This is a genomic window from Rhodoferax sp. RT4P68 (assembly GCF_056521305.1).
This window is the reverse complement of sequence record NZ_JBWMBB010000005.1, coordinates 422,690-440,789: the sequence shown is the minus strand read 5'-3', so window position 1 is coordinate 440,789 and position 18,100 is coordinate 422,690. Positions and strand designations below refer to the sequence as shown.

The 18,100-nt window shown below is 68.1% G+C and carries 15 protein-coding genes and 1 riboswitch; of the genes, 1 reads left to right on the top strand and 14 read right to left on the bottom strand.

The genetic code is table 11. The features are described 5' to 3' along the window. Nucleotides 1–94 precede the first annotated feature (94 nt). Nucleotides 95–1,630, top strand: a complete 1,536-nt coding sequence (locus AC099J_RS14055) for a YifB family Mg chelatase-like AAA ATPase (RefSeq protein WP_479615871.1) — start codon at nt 95–97, stop codon at nt 1,628–1,630. A 2-nt stretch (nt 1,631–1,632) separates the two neighbouring features. Here AC099J_RS14055 and AC099J_RS14050 read toward each other — a convergent pair whose 3' ends face one another. The 14 genes from AC099J_RS14050 to AC099J_RS13985 all read right to left on the bottom strand — a co-directional run bounded on the left by AC099J_RS14050 (nt 1,633) and on the right by AC099J_RS13985 (nt 18,051). Continuing rightward, nucleotides 1,633–2,442: a PEP-CTERM/exosortase system-associated acyltransferase gene (locus AC099J_RS14050; protein ID WP_479615870.1), complete on the bottom strand. Its 810-nt coding sequence runs from the start codon at nt 2,440–2,442 to the stop codon at nt 1,633–1,635. 315 nt (nt 2,443–2,757) lie between these two features. Continuing rightward, on the bottom strand, nt 2,758–5,508 hold the full coding sequence (gene metH / locus AC099J_RS14045; RefSeq protein WP_479615869.1) for a methionine synthase: 2,751 nt from the start codon (nt 5,506–5,508) through the stop codon (nt 2,758–2,760). A 22-nt stretch (nt 5,509–5,530) separates the two neighbouring features. Next, nucleotides 5,531–5,606: riboswitch (S-adenosyl-L-homocysteine riboswitch) on the bottom strand. Nucleotides 5,607–5,719: 113 nt separating this feature from the next. Next, nucleotides 5,720–6,538, bottom strand: a complete 819-nt coding sequence (hutG, locus tag AC099J_RS14040; protein WP_479615868.1) for an N-formylglutamate deformylase — start codon at nt 6,536–6,538, stop codon at nt 5,720–5,722. Then, nucleotides 6,535–7,947 carry a formimidoylglutamate deiminase gene (locus AC099J_RS14035; protein WP_479615867.1) on the bottom strand — a complete coding sequence of 471 codons (1,413 nt, stop codon included), beginning with the start codon at nt 7,945–7,947 and terminating at the stop codon, nt 6,535–6,537. Before AC099J_RS14035 ends, hutG begins: the two co-directional genes overlap by 4 nt. After that, nucleotides 7,944–9,161, bottom strand: a complete 1,218-nt coding sequence (gene hutI / locus AC099J_RS14030) for an imidazolonepropionase (RefSeq protein WP_479615866.1) — start codon at nt 9,159–9,161, stop codon at nt 7,944–7,946. The genes AC099J_RS14035 and hutI overlap by 4 nt, the downstream gene beginning before the upstream one ends. An 11-nt stretch (nt 9,162–9,172) precedes the next feature. Then, nucleotides 9,173–9,745: a HutD/Ves family protein gene (locus AC099J_RS14025; RefSeq protein ID WP_479615865.1), complete on the bottom strand. Its 573-nt coding sequence runs from the start codon at nt 9,743–9,745 to the stop codon at nt 9,173–9,175. Further along, entirely contained in the window at nt 9,742–10,410 is a 669-nt protein-coding gene (locus AC099J_RS14020) for an amino acid ABC transporter permease (protein WP_479615864.1), read from the bottom strand. The genes AC099J_RS14025 and AC099J_RS14020 overlap by 4 nt, the downstream gene beginning before the upstream one ends. Nucleotides 10,411–10,437: 27 nt before the next feature. Next, nucleotides 10,438–11,178: a glutamine ABC transporter substrate-binding protein gene (locus AC099J_RS14015; protein WP_479615863.1), complete on the bottom strand. Its 741-nt coding sequence runs from the start codon at nt 11,176–11,178 to the stop codon at nt 10,438–10,440. A gap of 88 nt (nt 11,179–11,266) precedes the next feature. Continuing rightward, the gene (gene hutU, locus AC099J_RS14010) at nt 11,267–12,982 is read right to left on the bottom strand and encodes a urocanate hydratase (RefSeq protein WP_479615862.1); all 1,716 of its coding nucleotides are present in this window, start codon (nt 12,980–12,982) and stop codon (nt 11,267–11,269) included. Between the two features lie 31 nt (nt 12,983–13,013). Next, entirely contained in the window at nt 13,014–14,576 is a 1,563-nt protein-coding gene (hutH, locus tag AC099J_RS14005) for a histidine ammonia-lyase (protein ID WP_479615861.1), read from the bottom strand. Between the two features lie 37 nt (nt 14,577–14,613). Beyond that, the gene (gene hutC / locus AC099J_RS14000) at nt 14,614–15,405 is read right to left on the bottom strand and encodes a histidine utilization repressor (RefSeq protein WP_479615860.1); all 792 of its coding nucleotides are present in this window, start codon (nt 15,403–15,405) and stop codon (nt 14,614–14,616) included. A gap of 4 nt (nt 15,406–15,409) precedes the next feature. Further along, nucleotides 15,410–16,192 (bottom strand): ABC transporter ATP-binding protein, encoded by a 783-nt coding sequence (locus tag AC099J_RS13995; RefSeq protein ID WP_479615930.1) that lies wholly within the window; start codon nt 16,190–16,192, stop codon nt 15,410–15,412. Nucleotides 16,193–16,206: 14 nt separating this feature from the next. Beyond that, nucleotides 16,207–17,040: an ABC transporter permease gene (locus AC099J_RS13990; protein WP_479615929.1), complete on the bottom strand. Its 834-nt coding sequence runs from the start codon at nt 17,038–17,040 to the stop codon at nt 16,207–16,209. Between the two features lie 48 nt (nt 17,041–17,088). Then, nucleotides 17,089–18,051, bottom strand: coding sequence for an ABC transporter substrate-binding protein (locus tag AC099J_RS13985; RefSeq protein WP_479615859.1), 963 nt, complete (start codon nt 18,049–18,051; stop codon nt 17,089–17,091). Nucleotides 18,052–18,100: the final 49 nt, after the last annotated feature.

Here is an 18,100-nt window from a genome sequence, read left to right as displayed (position 1 = left end):
ACAACTTACAACAGGGTTGCCCCGGTTTGGTGCGTGTCACCGCCAACGGGCCTGCGTGCACCCGAAATGCACCGTCATGGGGAGTTGATCTGCAATGAGCTTGTCTTTGGTGCAAAGTCGTGTCCTGGTGGGGCTCGACGCCGCCGCGGTCACCGTCGAGGTGCATCTGGCGAACGGGTTGCCTGCCTTCACACTGGTGGGGCTGGCGCACGTGGAGGTCAAGGAAGCGCGCGAGCGCGTGCGCTCGGCCATCCTGAACGCGGGCCTGGAGTTCCCGCACAACAAGCGCATCACGGTGAACCTGGCGCCGGCTGACCTGCCCAAGGACTCAGGCCGTTTCGACCTGCCGATCGCGCTCGGCATCCTGGCCGCCAGCGGGCAGATCGACGCGGCGCGCATGCAGGGTTTCGAGTTTGCTGGCGAGCTGTCGTTGTCTGGCGAGCTCCGGCCGGTACGCGGCGCGCTGGCCATGGCGCTGGCATTGCAGGCGCAGCAGGTCGACGTCGGCCTGGTGCTGCCGCCCGGCAGTGCAGAAGAGGCGGCGCTGGTGCCGGGCATGCGGGTTTACCGCGCGCGCCATCTGCTGGACGCCGTGGCCGCGCTCCAGCCTGCCACCGCCGCGCCCGCGCCGGACGACGCCGGCTGGGTGCGCCTAGCGCCCACGCCGCGACCGCCCGCCGCCGGCTATGCGGACCTGGCCGACGTCAAAGGACAGACGGCTGCCAAGCGGGTGCTGGAAATCGCCGCTGCGGGCGGCCACAGCGTGTTGTTGGTCGGTGCACCAGGTTCGGGCAAATCCATGCTCGCCCAGCGTTTCGCCGGTCTGCTGCCGCCCATGACGACGGACGAGGCGCTGCAGAGCGCGGCCATTTCCAGCCTGGGCGGGCGCTTCACGCTGTCGCAGTGGGCCATGCGGCCGACCTGCCACCCGCATCACACGGCCAGTGCGCCGGCGCTGGTCGGTGGCGGCTCACCGCCCCGTCCGGGCGAGATCTCGCTGGCCCACCATGGCGTGCTGTTCCTGGACGAGCTGGCCGAGTTCCCGCGCGCGGCGCTGGAAGCTCTGCGCGAACCGCTGGAGACCGGCAGCATCGTCATTTCGCGCGCCGCGCGCCGGGCCGAGTTCCCGGCCCGGTTCCAGCTCATCGCCGCGATGAACCCCTGCCCCTGCGGCTACCTCGGTTCACCGCTGCGGCCCTGTCGCTGCACGCCGGACCAGGTCGGGCGCTACCAGGGAAAGCTGAGCGGCCCGCTGGTCGACCGCATCGATCTGCACCTCGAGGTGCCAGCCCTGGCGCCGCAGGACTTGCTGCAGGCGCCGCCCGGGGAGTCGACCGCGAGCATCCGCGCGCGCAGCGCCGCAGCGCGCCAGCGTGCACTGGACCGGCAAGGCAGCCACAACCAGGCTCTACAAGGCCAGGCGCTGGATGCGCAGGCACGGCTGACGAAAGAAGCGGGCAAGTTCCTCAATGCCGCCGCTGCGCGGCTGGGGTGGTCGGCACGCAGCATCCACCGGGCTGTGCGCGTGGCACGCACCATCGCGGACCTGGCCGAAGCCGACGAGTTGGCCATCGGCCACGTGGCCGAAGCCGTGCAGTACCGCCGCGCGTTGCGCACGCACGGGGGCTGAGCTCAAACGATGGCGGGCACGGGGGCAGGCGCAGCGGCAAAGGGCGCGGGCGCCGAATGCCGCATGGCGGCGTGGACCATGTGGGCCGTTTCGATCTGGGCATGTACTTCGTGCCAGATCGGGCGCACCAGGGCGCGCAGGCTGGGGTAAATCTCGGAGACACGCATCATCGATGGCACGCGCATGCCGCGGTGCTCGATCGGGGAGCCGACGGCGTGGATGGCGATGCCGGCTTTGGCGAAATGCCGGGCCAGCCGTGGCTCGGTCAGTGTGAACAGGTATTCCAGGCCCTGGCGTTGCGCCATCGCCACGGCGCCGAAGTACAGGCTGACCGGGATGTTGGGGAAACGCGCCACCGGCAGGCCGGCGATGTCCGCAGCCGACACCGTCACCGGGGCACGCCCTTCACCCTTGCGGCGGCGGAATTCACCCATCACCGCCAGACGTGAGACCTCGCCGATGCGATCGCGCGGGAGCTGGGCGGGGTCGACAATGCTGCGGTCCAGCGAGTCGCGGCAAGCGACTTCGAACGGCAGCGGCGCGTGCGGGTTCAGTGGGTCCGGCATCACCACGCGGGCACAACCTGCAGGGCGCGCGAGGTCGGCGGTGCGCACCAGGCAGTGCATGGAATGGCGATCGAAGCGGTCGGTTTCGCGCTGATCGGGACGCACAGGCTCGAAACCGAGCTCCCGCGCATACACGTCGTGGCGAATAAAATACACTTCGTCCCGCGTGGCATCATCCAATGCAGGCGTAACGCGGAAATACTTCCCAAATCGATCGTTCTCCCCCAGCGGCGTAGAGTTTTTCATAAGTTTTAAGGATTTGTGTGTTGCGCAATCTGCCGGACTGTGTGTAGGACTATGCTAATGGCGTTTGTAGTCAAAACACACTACAAATTGTCAGGACAAGGGGAGCGGTCTCGATCCCCCGCGATCCGGCCTCCCACCGCTGTCTTCGGTTGGCAACAGCAGAGAATCAATCGGTCGAAACCTGCTCTATTGCTGGGCAGGCGCTGATACGGTTAGAAGCAGTTTTCGGACGAATCCAATGCAAAAAAACCGCCGACGGCAGCGGCCGGTGCGGTTTTTTGGGGGTCACGCGGCCTAAAACCGCACTGCAATTTGTTACAAATGGGCGGACAGCGCCCGTTCCAGCGCTGCGGCTTCCACACCACGCCTGCGTGCGAGGTCGTGCAGCTGGTCTTCGCCGATCTTGCCGACGTTGAAGTACACGCTGGCGGGGTGCCCCAGGTAGAAGCCACTGACGCTGGCCGCTGGCAACATTGCCAGGCTATCGGTCAGCGTCATGCCGATCTCGTGCGCCTGCAGCACCTCAAACATCTGGCGCTTGACGCTGTGCTCCGGGCACGCCGGGTAGCCCGGCGCCGGGCGGATGCCGCGGTACTGCTCGCCGATCATGGCCGCGTTGTCCAGCTGTTCGCCGGCGGCGTAGCCCCACAGGTCGGTACGCACGCGGTGGTGCAGGCATTCGGCAAACGCCTCGGCCAGCCGGTCGGCAATGGCCTTGAACATGATGGCGGAGTAATCGTCCAGGTCGTCGGTGAAGAACTTGTCGCGCTTGTCCGCGCCGATGCCCGCAGTGACGGCGAACATGCCTGCGTAGTCGGCCACGCCGCTGCTGTCCGGGTGACGGGGCGCCACGAAATCGGCCAGGCAGCGGCTGGGCCGCATCACGCCGTCGATGGCCTGCTTTTCGGTCTGCTGGCGCAGGCCGTGCCAGGTCAGAGCGACCTGGCTGCGCGTCTCGTCCGTGTAGAAGGCGATGTCGTCATCATTGACGGCGTTGGCCGGGTACAGGCCGATCACGCCGTTGGCCGTGAGCCAGCGGCCCTCGATCAGGCGCTTGAGCATCCGCTGGCCGTCGGCATAGACGCGCACCGCTTCGGTGCCGACGATCTCGTCCTTCAGGATCGCCGGGAAAGGCCCGGCCAGGTCCCAGGTCTGGAAGAACGGCCCCCAGTCGATGTACTTGGCCAGCTCAGTCAGGTCGAAGTTCTTGAACACGCGCCGGCCGATGAACTTGGGTTGGACCGGCTGGTAGGCGGCCCAATCGATCGGCGTCTTGTTGGCGCGCGCCTTCGCAATCGGCCACAGCGGCGTCTGCTTCTTGCTGGCGTGCTGCGTGCGCACCTTCACGTAGTCGGCGTTCAGTTCGTCGATGTACGCCGATGCCTGGTCGGACAGCAGGCTCTGCGCCACGCCCACGCTGCGCGAGGCATCGGGCACATAGACCACAGGGCCTTCATAGTGCGGCGCGATCTTGACCGCCGTGTGCACGCGGCTGGTGGTCGCCCCGCCGATCAACAGCGGGATCTTCTTGATGCGGAAGTGGTCGTCCTTCTGCATCTCGCCGGCCACGTACTGCATCTCCTCCAGGCTGGGCGTGATCAGGCCCGACAGGCCGACGATGTCCGCGCCCTCGACCTTGGCCCGCGCCAATATCTCGTGGCACGGCACCATCACGCCCATGTTCACGACCTCGAAGTTGTTGCACTGCAGGACGACCGTCACGATGTTCTTGCCGATGTCGTGCACGTCGCCCTTCACGGTGGCGATGATGATCTTGCCCTTCGTGCGCACGTCGCGTCCGGCGGCTTCGTCCAGGCGCTTTTCTTCCTCGATGTAGGGGATCAGGTGGGCCACAGCCGACTTCATCACGCGGGCCGACTTCACCACCTGCGGCAGGAACATCTTGCCGGCGCCGAACAGGTCGCCCACGATGTTCATGCCGGCCATCAGCGGGCCTTCGATCACATGCAGCGGCCTGCCGCCCTTGGCCAGCACGGCCTGGTAGGCCTCCTCGGTGTCCGGCACGATGAAATCGGTGATGCCGTGCACCATGGCGTGGGCCAGGCGCGCTTCCACTGTGACCGGCGCCTCGGGCGTGCCGCGCCAGTCGTTCCTCTTGCTCTCGTCCTTGGCGCCGCTCTTGGCCGTCTCGGCCACTTCGACCAGGCGCTCGCCGGCATCGGGCCTGCGGTTCAGCACCACGTCTTCGACACGCTCGCGCAGAACGGGCTCCAGGTCGTCATAGACGCCCACCATGCCCGCGTTCACGATGCCCATGTCCATGCCGGCCTGGATCGCGTGGTACAGGAACACCGTGTGGATGGCCTCGCGCACCGGGTCGTTGCCGCGAAAGCTGAAGCTCACGTTCGACACGCCGCCCGACACCTTGGCGCCCGGCAGGTGTTGCTTGATCCAGCGCACGGCCTCGATGAAGTCGACCGCGTAGTTGTTGTGCTCCTCGATGCCGGTGGCCACGGCGAAAATGTTGGGGTCGAAGATGATGTCTTCGGGCGGGAAGCCCACCTCGTCCACCAGGATGCGGTAGGCCCGCTCGCAGATCTCCGTCTTGCGCGCGAAGGTGTCGGCCTGGCCCTTCTCATCGAACGCCATCACCACGGCGGCCGCGCCGTAGCGGCGCACCAGCTTGGCCTCGTGCTTGAACTTCTCGACGCCCTCCTTCATCGAGATGGAGTTGACGATGCCCTTGCCCTGGATGCAGCGCAGCCCGGCCTCGATCACCTCCCACTTGGAGCTGTCCACCATGATCGGCACGCGCGCGATGTCGGGCTCGGACGCGATCAGGTTCAGAAAGCGCACCATGGCCGCCTTGCTGTCCAGCATGGCCTCGTCCATGTTGATGTCGATCACCTGGGCGCCGTTTTCCACCTGCTGGCGCGCCACCGACAGCGCCTGGTCGAACTCCCCGTTCAGGATCATGCGGGCGAAGGCCTTGGAGCCGGTGACGTTGGTGCGCTCGCCGATGTTGACGAACAGTGTGCCGGCGCCGATGGAGACGGGCTCCAGGCCGGACAGCTTCATGGCGGGAACGGAGGATGCGGAGGACATGGGCTCACCTGTGGGTCGTGTGGTCAGGCGAGCGTCGTTGTGGCGGTCCCCAAGCCTGACGGGCGGCTGATCGGCCCGCTGCAACGCTCCTTGGGAGGCGGGATTTTATAGGGGCACGCCGCTGCAGTCGCTCCACTGCCGGTCGAAGATGGATTGCCGACGGTGACGGCGTCGCCACCCCGTGCGGCACGCTGCGCCGCGGGCAGGGCGTTCACCGCGGCGTTTCGGCGAAGCTCAGCACCGCTTCCAGCATGCGCTTCAAGTGCGGCTGCACGCCGGCCGCCACGCCCGGCAGGTAGTCGAAGGGCAGCGCCTCCTGCATGTAGCTGCACTGCGTCATCTCCAGCTGCACGGCGTGCACGCCATCCTGCGGACGGCCGTGCTGGCGCGTGATGGTGCCGCCGGTGAAGCGGCCGTTCAGCACGCTGGTGTAGCCCTCGGCCTGCCGGGCAATGTCCAGCAGGGCATCGGCCAGCGCCGGGTCGCAGCTCGTGCCCTTGCCGGTGCCCAGGTTCAGATCGGGCAGCTTGCCGTCGAAAAAGCGCGGCAGCTCGGAGCGGATCGAATGCGCATCCCACAGCATGGCGATGCCGTGCGCGGCCTTGATGCGGGCCAACTCCTCGGTCAGCTGGGCGTGGTAGGGGTGCCAGATGGCATCGCGCCGCGCGGCGATCTCGTCCTCGTCGGGCTGGTCGGCCGGGTCGGCGTAGATGGGGGTGTCGTCGAAGGTGTCGATGGGGCACAGACCGGTGACGCTTTGGCCCGGGTACAGGCTGGCGCCGTCCGGCGGGCGGTTCAGGTCGATCACGTAGCGGCTGTGCGTGGCCACCAGCACCGAGGCGCCGAGCGCATCGGCGAAGTCGTACAGCCGCTCCAGGTGCCAGTCGGTGTCGGGCACGTGCCGCGCCTCGTCGGTGAAGCGTGCGGCCAGCGCTGGCGGCACGTGCGTGCCGACATGCGGCATGGAGACCAGCAAAGGGCGCGTGCCCTGGCGAAAGCGGAAGGGGGGTTCGGTGGTGGTGAAGCTCATGGTGTTTCCTTCATCAACTGTGTGCGGGCCGCGACCAGCCCCTGGGCTGCGCCGGGTTGGGCGCTGTGGCGTGCCGCTTGGACGTGGGCGCGGCCTGCGACAAGCACGCTGTGGATGGCGCTGGTGCGGTGGCTGGCGAAGACGTGGGCCGACAGCATTTCGGGCGCCGCCAGGCCGGCCAGCGCCGGGTGCTGCGCATCCAGGGTGACCAGGTCGGCCTGCTGGCCCACGGCCAGGCCGGCGATGGGGCGGCCGGCCGCGCGCGCGCCGCCGGCCACGGCAGCCAGGGTCATGGCGGTGGCGACCTGCGGCTGGCCGGGCACCGCCATCACATTGCGCCGGCGCGTGGCCAGGCGCTGGCCGTATTCGAGCAGCATCAGTTCCTCAGCCGCATTGACGCAGGCATGGCTGTCCGAGCCCACGCCCCAGGCGCCGCCGGCCGCTTGCCAGGCTGGCCAGTCGAACAGGCCGTCGCCCAGGTTGGCCTCGGTGCTGGGGCACAGGCCGGCCACGGCGCCGGTGGCCGCCGCGCGCCTGTACTCGTCGGCATCCATGTGCGTGGCGTGCACCAGGCACCAGCGGGCGTCCACCGGTGCGTGGTCCAGCAGCCAGGCCACGGGCCGCTGGCCGCTCCAGGCGATGCAGTCGTCCACCTCCTGCGTCTGCTCGGCGATGTGGATGTGGATGGGCGCCGTGGCGTCCAGCGCGAACAAACCCGCCAGCGCGTCGCGCAGGGCATCGGGCGGCACGGCGCGCAGTGAATGCGGTGCCAGGCCCAGGCGGAACCCGTAGCCGACTCCCGCTGCATCCGCGCCCTGCGCAGTGCACAGCGGCTGCAGGCGCTGCAGCAAGCGCAGCATGTTGTGGGTGGAACGGATGAAGCGGCGCTGACCCTCCCCCGGCGGCTTGCCGCCGAAGCCACTGGTCTGGTAGAGCACCGGCAGCAGCGTCATGCCGATGCCGGCGCGGCCTGCGGCACGCAGCAGCGCCAGCGCGAGTTCGGCATCGTCGGCGTACGGCCGGCCATCGCCATCGTGGTGCACGTAGTGGAACTCGCAGACGCTGGTGTAGCCGGCCTCCAGCATCTCCACGTACAGACCGAAGGCGATGGCTTCGAGCAGCGTGGGCGAGAGGCGGGCGGCGAAGCGGTACATCAGCGTGCGCCAGCTCCAGAAGCTGTCCTCGCTGGCGCCGCGGTATTCGGTCAGCCCGGCCATGCCACGCTGGAAGGCGTGCGAATGCAGGTTGGGCATGCCGGGCAGCACCGGGCCGGCCGCGGTGGCCACGTTGGGCGGACGTGTGGCGCCGGCCTGCACGTGCAGCAGCGCGCCGGTGGCGTTCCACTCCAGCAGCACGTCACGCGCCCAGCCGGCAGGCAGCAATGCGTCGGCAGCAAACAGGGCCGTCATGTGGCCTCCTGTGCGATGCGGCCCTGCCGCACCACGGTGCGCACGGGCCGATGGCCGAACCAGTAGGCCAGCTCGGCCGGCTCGCGCAGGTTCCACAGCACGAAGTTGGCCGGCCGGCCGACGGCCATCGCGCCGTGCGTGTCCTGCAGCCCCAGCGCGCGCGCCGCGTGCTTGGTGATGCCGGCAATTGCCTCTGGCACCGTGAGGCGAAAGAGTGTGCATGCCATGTTGGCCATCAGCAGCAGCGAGAGCGCCGGCGAAGTGCCGGGGTTGTGGTCGGTCGAGACCGCCATGGGCACGCCGGCCGCACGCAGCGCTGCGATCGGCGGCAGTTGCGTGTCACGCAGCGTGTAGTAGGCGCCCGGCAGCAGTACGGCCACCGTGCCGGCCGCGGCCATGGCGTCGATGCCGGCCTGCGACAGGTGCTCGATGTGGTCGCACGACAGCGCCCCGTAGCGCGCTGCCAGCGCCGCGCCCCCCATGTCGCTCAGCTGCTCGGCGTGCAGCTTGACCGGGATGCCCAGCGCCTGCGCGGCGCGAAACACCTGCTCGGTCTCGGCCAGTGTGAATGCGATGCGCTCGCAGAACACGTCCACCGCGTCGACCAGCCTCTCGGCATGCAGCGCCGGCAGCATCTCGCGGCAGACGAGGTCGATGTAGTCCTGGCTGCGCCCGGCGTACTCGGGCGGCAGCGCGTGCGCGCCGAGGAAGGTGGTGCGCACCGTCACGCCATGGGCGTCGGCCAGCCGGCGCGCCACGCGCAGCTGCTTACGCTCGTGCTCGAGCGCGAGGCCGTAGCCGGACTTGATCTCGATCGCGCAGACGCCCTCCGCCAGCAGGCTCTGCAGCCGGGCCGAGGCGCTGGCGAAGAGGTCCTCCTCGCTGGCCTCTCGCGTGGCAAGCACGCTGGAGACGATGCCGCCGCCGGCTTTGGCCACCTCCTCATACGTGGCGCCGGCCAGGCGCATCGCGAACTCGCCCGCGCGCTGGCCGCCGTAGACGAGGTGGGTGTGGCAGTCGACCAGGCCGGGCGTGACGAGCGCGCCGTGGCCGTCGTGGCAGGGCACGCCGGTGTAAGCGGCCGGCATGGCATCGGGCGAGCCGATCCAGGCGATGTGGCCACGCGCCACGGCGATGGCGCAGGGCGCGCCGTCCAGGTTGCGCAGGTGGGTCCACAGGCCGTCGGCAGAGGGCAGGGAGTCGAAAGAAGGCATGGGTGGGTGTCCTATGTGGCAGCGTGCCATTGCACGGCGATCAGCACGGCGGCGGGGTCGCTGGGGGCCAGGCCGAGGGACGCGTCGGCATCTGACCACCACAGGCCCTGGCCGGCCGTGAGCGACTGGTCTGCCGCACGCCAGTTGCCGCGCCAGGCCCACAGCAGCCCATGTGGCGCCGCCGGCAACTGAGACGCGCCACGCAGCACGCGCACTTCCGCCCGCAGCCGGCCGCGCCGCGTCATCACATTGAAATCGCGGGATGCACCGCCCAACAGCGTGCAGCCGAGTGACGCGTCGCCGCTGAACGCGAACGGCGCCAGCGGCGTGGCCAGGCGGTGGTCCACGCCCGCGCCCTGCAGATGCACGCCATCGCCGTCGAGCAGCGTGATGATGCGGTCCACTCCCGCGAACACCGAGAACGGCCCGCTGGCGGCGATGCTGGCGATCGACACTCGCCACTGGAACGTGTCGAAGCCCGCGCCCGGCGGCCAGCAGGCGATCTCGCGCGTGCTGCCGCCGCCGTTTTTCCACGGCGTGGCTGGCAGCGCGGCCACGTCGAACCGTTGCAACGTAGCGCTCATCGCACCAGCCCGCCCTGGCTCAGTCGCCGCTCAAAGTGGCGCAGCACCAGCATCACCGTGCCCGTCAGCACGAAGTACACGGCGGCAATCGCCAGGTACACCTCCAGCGAGCGGTACGAGGTGCTGATGATCTTCTGGCCCTCGTGCATCACGTCGTGGATGGTGAGCAGCGAGACCAGCGCCGAGTTCTTGATCAGCGCGATGAACTCGTTGCCCAGCGGCGGGATCATGCGCACCACCGCCTGCGGCAGGATGATGTGGCGCATGGCGGTGGGCGCCGTCATGCCCAGTGACTGCGCGGCCATGGTCTGGCCCTGGTGGATGGACTGGATGGCGCCGCGCACGATCTCCGACACATAGGCACCCGAATACACGCCCAGGCCCAGCACGCCGCACACAAAGGCCGGCAGCAGCAGCCCGAAATGCGGCAGGCCGAAGAACAAAATGAACAGCTGCACCAGCAGCGGCGTGCCGCGCACCAGCGTCACGTAGGAGGTGCAGGCGCCATACAGCCAGCGCCGGCGCGGGTTCAGCCGCCCGATGCCGACCAGAAGGCCCAGCACGCAGCCCAGCAGCAGCGCGCAGACGGTGATCTCCACCGTGACCATCGTGCCGTGCGCCAGCGCCTGCCAGCCGTTCCAGACCGGGGAGAAGTCAAGATCCATGCGGCCCACCCGTGCGGCTCAACAGTGTCATGGCGTCGCGGGGAACCATTTCGTCACGATCGCGTTGTAGGTGCCATCGGCCTTCAGCTTGGCGAGCGCATCGTTCACTGCTCTGGTCAGCTCCGGCGTGTCCTTGCGAACGGCCATGCCGTATTCCTCGGTCGTCAGCTGCTCGGGCAGCACCTTCAGCCCCGGCCGCGTGCGCACGTATTGGTAGGCGGCAGGCTTGCCCGTCACCGCGGCATCGCTGCGGCCCACGTCGACCAAATTGAACATCTCCTGGTTCTTCTCGACCTCGACCAGCTGGGCCTTGGGGTGCGCCTCCTTCAGGTAGCTGACCGACTTGGTGCCCACCTGCACGGTGACCTTCTTGCCCGCCAGATCGGCCGGCGACTTGATGCCGGTGTTGTCGGCCTTGACCATGACCACCAGCCCGCCCGCGTAGTAGGGCACGGTGAAGTCGACGACCTTCTTGCGCTCGTCGGTGATGTAGATGGCCGAGACGGCCATGTCCACCCGCTTGGACATCAGCGCCGGGATCAGGCCCTTGAAGTCGATGTCCACCCACTCGACCTTGCGGCCCAGCTGCTTGCCCAGGGCCTCGACCAGCTCGGTGTCGAAGCCGGTGCGCTGGCCGTTGTCGAAAAATTCCATGGGCGGGAAGGTGGCGTCGGTGGCGACCTTCAGCACGGCCTGCGCGTGGGCATGGCTGGCGAGCAGCGTGGACGACAGCACGGCGAGTGCGAGCAGATGGCGGCGAAGAGTCATGAGAGTTTTCTCCAGTCTGGAAGGAACAAGGGGCAGTGCGTGGTCTAGCAGTTTTGGGGCCTGCCGGGCGGCGGCGGCGCGTCGGGCATCACTTCACCATCGGCAGCTTGAGCCCGAATTTTTTCGCCGTGGCGATCGCCAGCTCGTAGCCTGCGTCGGCATGGCGCATCACGCCCGAGCCACAGTCGTTGATCAGCACGCGCGCCAGGCGTTTGTCGGCAGCTTCGGTGCCATCGGCCACGATGACCATCCCGGCATGCTGCGAATAACCCATACCGACGCCGCCCCCGTGGTGCAGGCTGACCCAGGTGGCGCCGCCGGCGGTGTTGAGCAGCGCATTGAGCAGAGGCCAGTCGCTCACCGCATCCGTGCCGTCGCGCATGGCCTCGGTCTCGCGGTTGGGGCTGGCGACCGAGCCCGTGTCCAGGTGATCGCGGCCGATCACGATCGGCGCCTTCAGCTCGCCCGTGCGCACCATCTCGTTGAAGGCCAGGCCCGCCACATGCCGTTCGCCCAGGCCCAGCCAGCAGATGCGCGCCGGCAGGCCCTGGAAGGCGATGCGCTCGCGCGCCATGTCCAGCCAGCGGTGGGTGTGCTTGTTGTCGGGGAACAGCTCCTTGATCTTGGCGTCGGTCTTGTAGATGTCTTCCGGATCGCCAGACAGCGCGACCCAGCGGAACGGGCCCTTGCCCTCGCAGAACAGCGGGCGGATATAGGCCGGCACGAAGCCGGGGAAGTCGAACGCGTTCGTGACGCCTTCGTCCAGCGCGACCTGGCGGATGTTGTTGCCGTAGTCCACCGTCGGCACGCCCATGGCCTGGAAGTCCAGCATGGCCTGCACGTGCACGGCGCAGCTCTTGGCGGCGGCGGCCGTCAAGGCGGCATGCAGCGAGGGCTCGGCCCAGGCGGCCTTCCACTGCTCCACGGACCAGCCGATGGGCAGGTAGCCGTGGATCAGGTCGTGCGCCGATGTCTGGTCAGTGACGAGGTCAGGCTTGATACCGCCTGCCTTGGCACGCTTCACGAGCTCGGGCAGCACCTCGGCCGCGTTGCCGAGCAGCGCAATCGAGATCGCTTCCTTCGCTTCGGTGTGCTGGCGGATCAGCGCGATGGCGTGGTCGATGTCGCGCGCCTGCTTGTCCACATAGCGCGTGCGCAAACGAAAGTCGATCGAGGCCTGCTGGCACTCGATGTTGAGCGACACGGCGCCGGCCAGCGTGGCGGCCAGCGGCTGGGCGCCGCCCATGCCGCCCAGCCCGGCCGTCAGGATCCAGCGGCCCGCCAGGCTGTTGTCGTAGTGCTGACGCCCGGCCTCCACGAACGTCTCGAAGGTGCCCTGCACGATGCCCTGGCTGCCGATGTAGATCCAGCTGCCAGCCGTCATCTGGCCGTACATGAAGAGGCCCTTGCGGTCCAGCTCGTTGAAGTGTTCCCAATTGCCCCACTTGGGCACCAGGTTGGAGTTGGCCAGCAGCACGCGCGGCGCATCCGCATGGGTCTTGAACACGCCGACGGGTTTGCCCGATTGCACCAGCAGCGTCTCGTCGTCCTCCAGCTCCTTCAATGACGCCAGGATCTGGTCGAAGCATTCCCAGTTGCGCGCCGCGCGGCCGATGCCGCCGTAGACCACCAGGTCTTCGGGCCGCTCGGCCACGTCGGGGTGCAGGTTGTTCTGGATCATGCGGAATGGCGCCTCGGTCAGCCAGCTCTTGCAGGTGAGCGTGCTGCCCGTGGGCGCGGCGATCTTGCGGCTGGGGTCGTGGCGCGTGCCGATGTTGGCGACAAAGGGGGCGGGTGCGTTCATGGCGGTTCTCCTCGGTAATCGGATAGAGCGTTCAGGCGTGGCTGGGCAGGATGGCGGTGACGGCGGCTGGCCACGCGCGCGGTTGGCGGCCCAGGGCGCCCAGGCCCCATAGCCGCATGGATTCGACATCGGGCGCGAGGTAGCGGTCTTGGTCGATGAAGGCCACGTGTTCGCGGATGGTGTTGAACTCGGCCTCCATCAGGGGGCTGCTCTTGAGTTCATGCTTGAGCTCGATGCCCTGGCAGGCGGCCATGGCTTCGATGCCAACCACGACGGCCGTGTTCTGCACCATGTCGCCCAGCCGGCGCGCGGCAAAGGTGGCCATGGACACATGGTCTTCCTGGTTGGCCGAGGTCGGCAGGCTGTCCACGCTGGCCGGGTGCGCCAGCGACTTGTTCTCGGACGCCAGCGCCGCAGCCGTGACCTGCGCAATCATGAAGCCGGAATTCACGCCCCCATCGCGCACCAGGAACGGCGGCAGGTTGGACAGGCCCGAATCCAGCAGCAAGGCCATGCGCCGTTCCGAGATCGCGCCGATCTCGGCGATGGCGAGCGCCAGGATGTCGGCCGCGAAGGCCACCGGCTCGGCGTGGAAATTGCCGCCCGAAATCACCTCACCCGTGTCGGTGAACACCAGCGGGTTGTCGGACGCGGCATTGGCCTCGATCACCAGCACACGCGCGGCGTGTTGCAGGTTGTCCAGGCACGCGCCCATCACCTGCGGAATGCAGCGGATCGAGTACGGGTCCTGCACGCGGCCGCAGTTCGCGTGGCCGGGAATGATCTCGCTGCCCTCGAGCAGGGCCCGCACGGCACCGGCCACGGCCATTTGCCCGGGCTGGCCGCGTGCGGCGTGGATGCGCGCATCGAAGGGCTTGATCGAGCCCTGGATGGCTTCCAGCGACAGCGCGCCGGCCATGAGCCCGGCCGCGAACACGTTCTCGGCGCCGAACAGGCCGGCCAGCGCCAGGCCGGTCGAGACCTGCGTGCCGTTCAGCAGCGCCAGCCCTTCCTTGGGGCCGAGCACGAACGGCTCCAGCCCGACGCTGCGCATGGCCTCGGCACCGCCCACCACGCGGCCATCTGCCAAGGTGGCCTCGCCTTCGCCGATCAACACGCAGGCCAGGTGCGCCAGCGGTGCGAGGTCGCCGGACGCGCCGACCGATCCCTTGGCCGGGATGCGAGGCAGCACGCCGCCATTGAACAGCTTGAGCAGCGCATCCACGATCTCTGGCCGCACGCCGGAATGCCCGCGCGCCAGGCTCACCGCCTTGGTCGCCAGCACCAGCCGCACCACGCCGGCCGCCAGCGGCGCGCCCGTGCCCACGCTGTGTGAGAGCACCAGGTTGCGTTGCAACTCGGCCAGGCGGTTCGGTGGAATGACCGTCTGCGCCAGCTTGCCGAAGCCGGTGTTGATGCCGTAGACCACATCGCCGCTGGCGAGGATGCGCTGCACGGTGGCCTGCGCGGCGAGCAGTCCAGGGCGCGCGCCGTCGTCGAGCGCGAGGCGGATGCCGCCGTCGTGGATGCGGCGCAGCTGCGCCAGGTCTACGGCGCCGGGCACCAGCGTCAAGGTGGCATGGTCAGAGGTCATCACAGTTCCTGTCTATACAAGTAGGGGCGTAAAAAATTCAGCTCAGGACCTGGTTGCCGTCGTTGCGCAAACGGCTGCCCAGGCGGTAGCGCGACGCCGGGTGCAGGCAGCGCACCAGCGTGATCGTCTGGCCGCGCGACCAGGTGCGGCGCGTCAGCAGCAGGCAGGGCTCGGCCGGGTCCATGGCCAGGCGCTCGGCCTGCTCCGGCGTGGGCAGCACGGCATCGACCAGATGCTCGATCTGGTCGAACGGCACGTGGCGCACCAGGTATTCGCTGGGCGGCATGGTGGTGAAGTCCTGCTCCAGAAAGGCGGGCACCAGGCGCGGGTTCACGTAGCGGTCTTCCAGCTGCACGGGCACGCCGTCTTCCAGGTGCAGGCAGACGCAGTGCACCAGCGATTCGCCCATGCGCACATCCATCCACACGGCGACATCCGGTGAAGCGGCCACGCGCTCGCACGCGATCAGCTGGAAGCCGTAGTCGTGGCCGCGGCTGCGGATCTCGCTGGCGATGTTGGCGATCTGCAGCAGAGTGGACTGCGGCTTGGCCTCGGCCACGAAGCTGCCCACGCCAGCCACGCGCACCACGCGGCCCTGGTCCATCAGCTCGCGCAACGCGCGGTTGGCCGTCATGCGCGAGATGCCGAACTGGGCGACGAGTTCGTGCTCGGACGGCAAGCGGTGCCCGGCCGGCCATTCGCCGCTCTGGATGCGCCGCGTGATGTGCTCCTTGACCTGCTCGTACAGCGCCAGGGCCTGCGGGGCGGGCGTGGCGGCACTGGCATGGGGCCGCGCCGCAGCTTTGGTCGGAGCCGTCCTGGCCTTCATGGCGTCAATGCTCCGCAGCCGCCATCGATTCGGCGCGGATCTCTTCCGTCAGCCGCGCCTTCAGTTCCATGAACTCGGGTGTGGTCTTGACGGTGTAGTGGCGCGGGTGCGGCAGGTCCACCGCGATCTCCGTCTTGATGCGACCCGGCCGCGCGCTGAACACGGCCACGCGGTTGGCCATGAAGATGGCCTCGTCGATGTCGTGCGTGACGAACAGGACGGTCTTCTGCTCGGCCTCCCAGATGCCCAGCAGCAGCTCCTGCATCAGCACGCGCGTCTGGTTGTCCAGCGCGCCGAAGGGCTCGTCCATCAGCAGCATTTTGGGGTCGTTGGCCAGCGCCCGCGCAATCGCCGTGCGCTGCTGCATGCCGCCCGACAGCTGCTTGGGAAAGTGCTGCTCGAAGCCGCGCAGCCCCACCTTGGCGATGAAGTAGTCGGCCCGCTCCTTCTGCGCGCTCTCTGCCAGGCCACGCTCGCGCAGGCCGAAGCGGATGTTCTGCTCGATGTTGAGCCAGGGGAAGAGCGTGTAGCTCTGGAACACCATGCCCCGGTCGGCGCCCGGGCCTTCGATGCCCTGGCCGTCCAGCAGCACTTGGCCGCTGGTGGGGTAGTCAAGCCCCGCGACGATGCGCAGCAGCGTGGACTTGCCGCAACCGGAGGGGCCGAGGATGGTCACGAAGTCGTTCTGCCGCACCTCGAAATCCACCGGCAGCAGCGCCTGTGTGGACTTGCCGCCCGGGCTGGTGAAGGTGCGCGAGACGCCGCGAATGGACAGCTGGTTGCTCATGCTCATGCTCGTGCTCATAGCGATGCCCACGCGTACATCTTTTTGTTGACCGCTTTGAAGATGAAGTCCGACACCAGCCCGATCAGCCCGATTACGATGATGCCGAAGATGATCTGCCCGGTGTTCAAGAGCGCCTGGCTGTCCGTGATCATGTGCCCGATGCCGGACGACGAGCCGATCAGCTCGGCCACGATCACATACGTCCAGGCCCAGCCCAGCACCAGCCGCAGCGTCTCGGCGATGCCCGGCGCCGCGCCGGGGATCAGCACACGGCGCACGATGCCCCGGCTGTCGGCCCCCAGCGTATAGGCGGCTTCCACGAGGTCCTTGCGCGCGCCGCCGACGATGACGGCCACCATCAGGATGATCTGGAACACCGAGCCGATGAAGATCACCAGCAGCTTCTGCGTCTCGCCAATGCCGGCCCACAGGATCAACAGCGGAATGAACGCCGAGGCCGGCAGGTAGCGGCAGAACGAGACAAAGGGCTCCAGAAACGCCTCGATCGGCTTGTACGCGCCCATCGCAATGCCCAGCGGCACGGCGATGAGGGCTGCCAGGATGAAGCCACCCAGCACCCGCCACACCGTCATGCCGATGTCGTGGATGAAGTTGTATTCGGTGAACAGCAGCCAGGCCTCTTGCACCATCGTGATGGGGCTGGCCAGAAAGGTCGGCGAGACGTAGCCGCCCAGCGTGAAGAACGCCCACACGGCCACGAACAGCACGAAGAAGGCAAACCCCAGCAGCCAGCGGGCCGTGGGGCCGACCGGCTCCAGCGGGACCATGCCGCGGCGCCGGCGCTGCAAAGCGGCCACCGGCGCGCTGGCCGGCAACGCTGCCGGCATCACGCGTGTGGAATCGGAAGACATGGCGGTGGCCTCGGCGACGTGCGCTTATTTGATGAACGAGGCGTCGTACATGGCCGACCAGTTGTCGGGCTGCTTGCGGATCACGCCGGCCTCTTGCAGGATGACGGCCGCTTCCTTCATGAATGTCTCCAACTCACCGGCGAAGAACTTCTGGTTCGCTGCCTTGTCCTGCCAGCGCAGGTAGCTGGACGACTTGGCAAACGCCTCGCCGGTCTGCTTGACCGCGCCGCCCATGATCTCGTTGGACTTGGCCGTGTCGGCCTTGATCATCTCCAGCGCCTGGAAGTAAGAATCGACCAGCGCCTTGGCGGCTGCCGGGTTGGCCTTCAGAAAGTCGGGTGCGCAACCCAGCGTGTCCTGGATGTGCGGGAAGTCCAGCGTCGTCGCCAGGATCTTGCCGGCGGCCGGGTTGTCGCGCACGGTGGAGAGGTAGGGCTCATACGTCACGGCCGCATCGTTCTGGCCCGTCACGAAGGCCTGGGCGGCAGGCTGCGCGGCCATGGTCACGGTCTTCACGTCCTTCATGCTCATGCCGTTCTTGTTCAGCAGCCAGGCCAGCGTGAAGTAGCCCGCCGTGCCGGGTGCATCCACGGCCACCGTCTTGCCCTTGAGGTCGGCAAAGCTCTTGATGTCGCCACGCACGGCGATGCCGTCTGCGCCGTAGGACTTGTCGAGCTGCACGATCTGCACGATGGGCACGCCGTTCGTGTTCCACGACACATGCGTCTCTACGGTGGTGGCCGCGCACTGGATGGACTTGGAGGCCAGGGCCAGGTGCCGGTCCTTCTGCGGAATCATCTTGATCTCCACGTCCAGCCCGTTCTTCTTGAAGATGCCTGCGCGGTCGGCCAGCGTCAGCGGGGCGAAGCCCGTCCAGCCGGACATGCCGATCACGATCTTGGTCTGCGCGGCTGCGCCCTGGGCCACGCTGGCCAGAGCGACCACGGCGAGCAGCGATGCGAGCTTGGAGATAACGGTGTTGGCCATGCGGCCCTCCTCGGTTGGGGTTGAACGCTGAAGTCTTCGCCGGCGCACC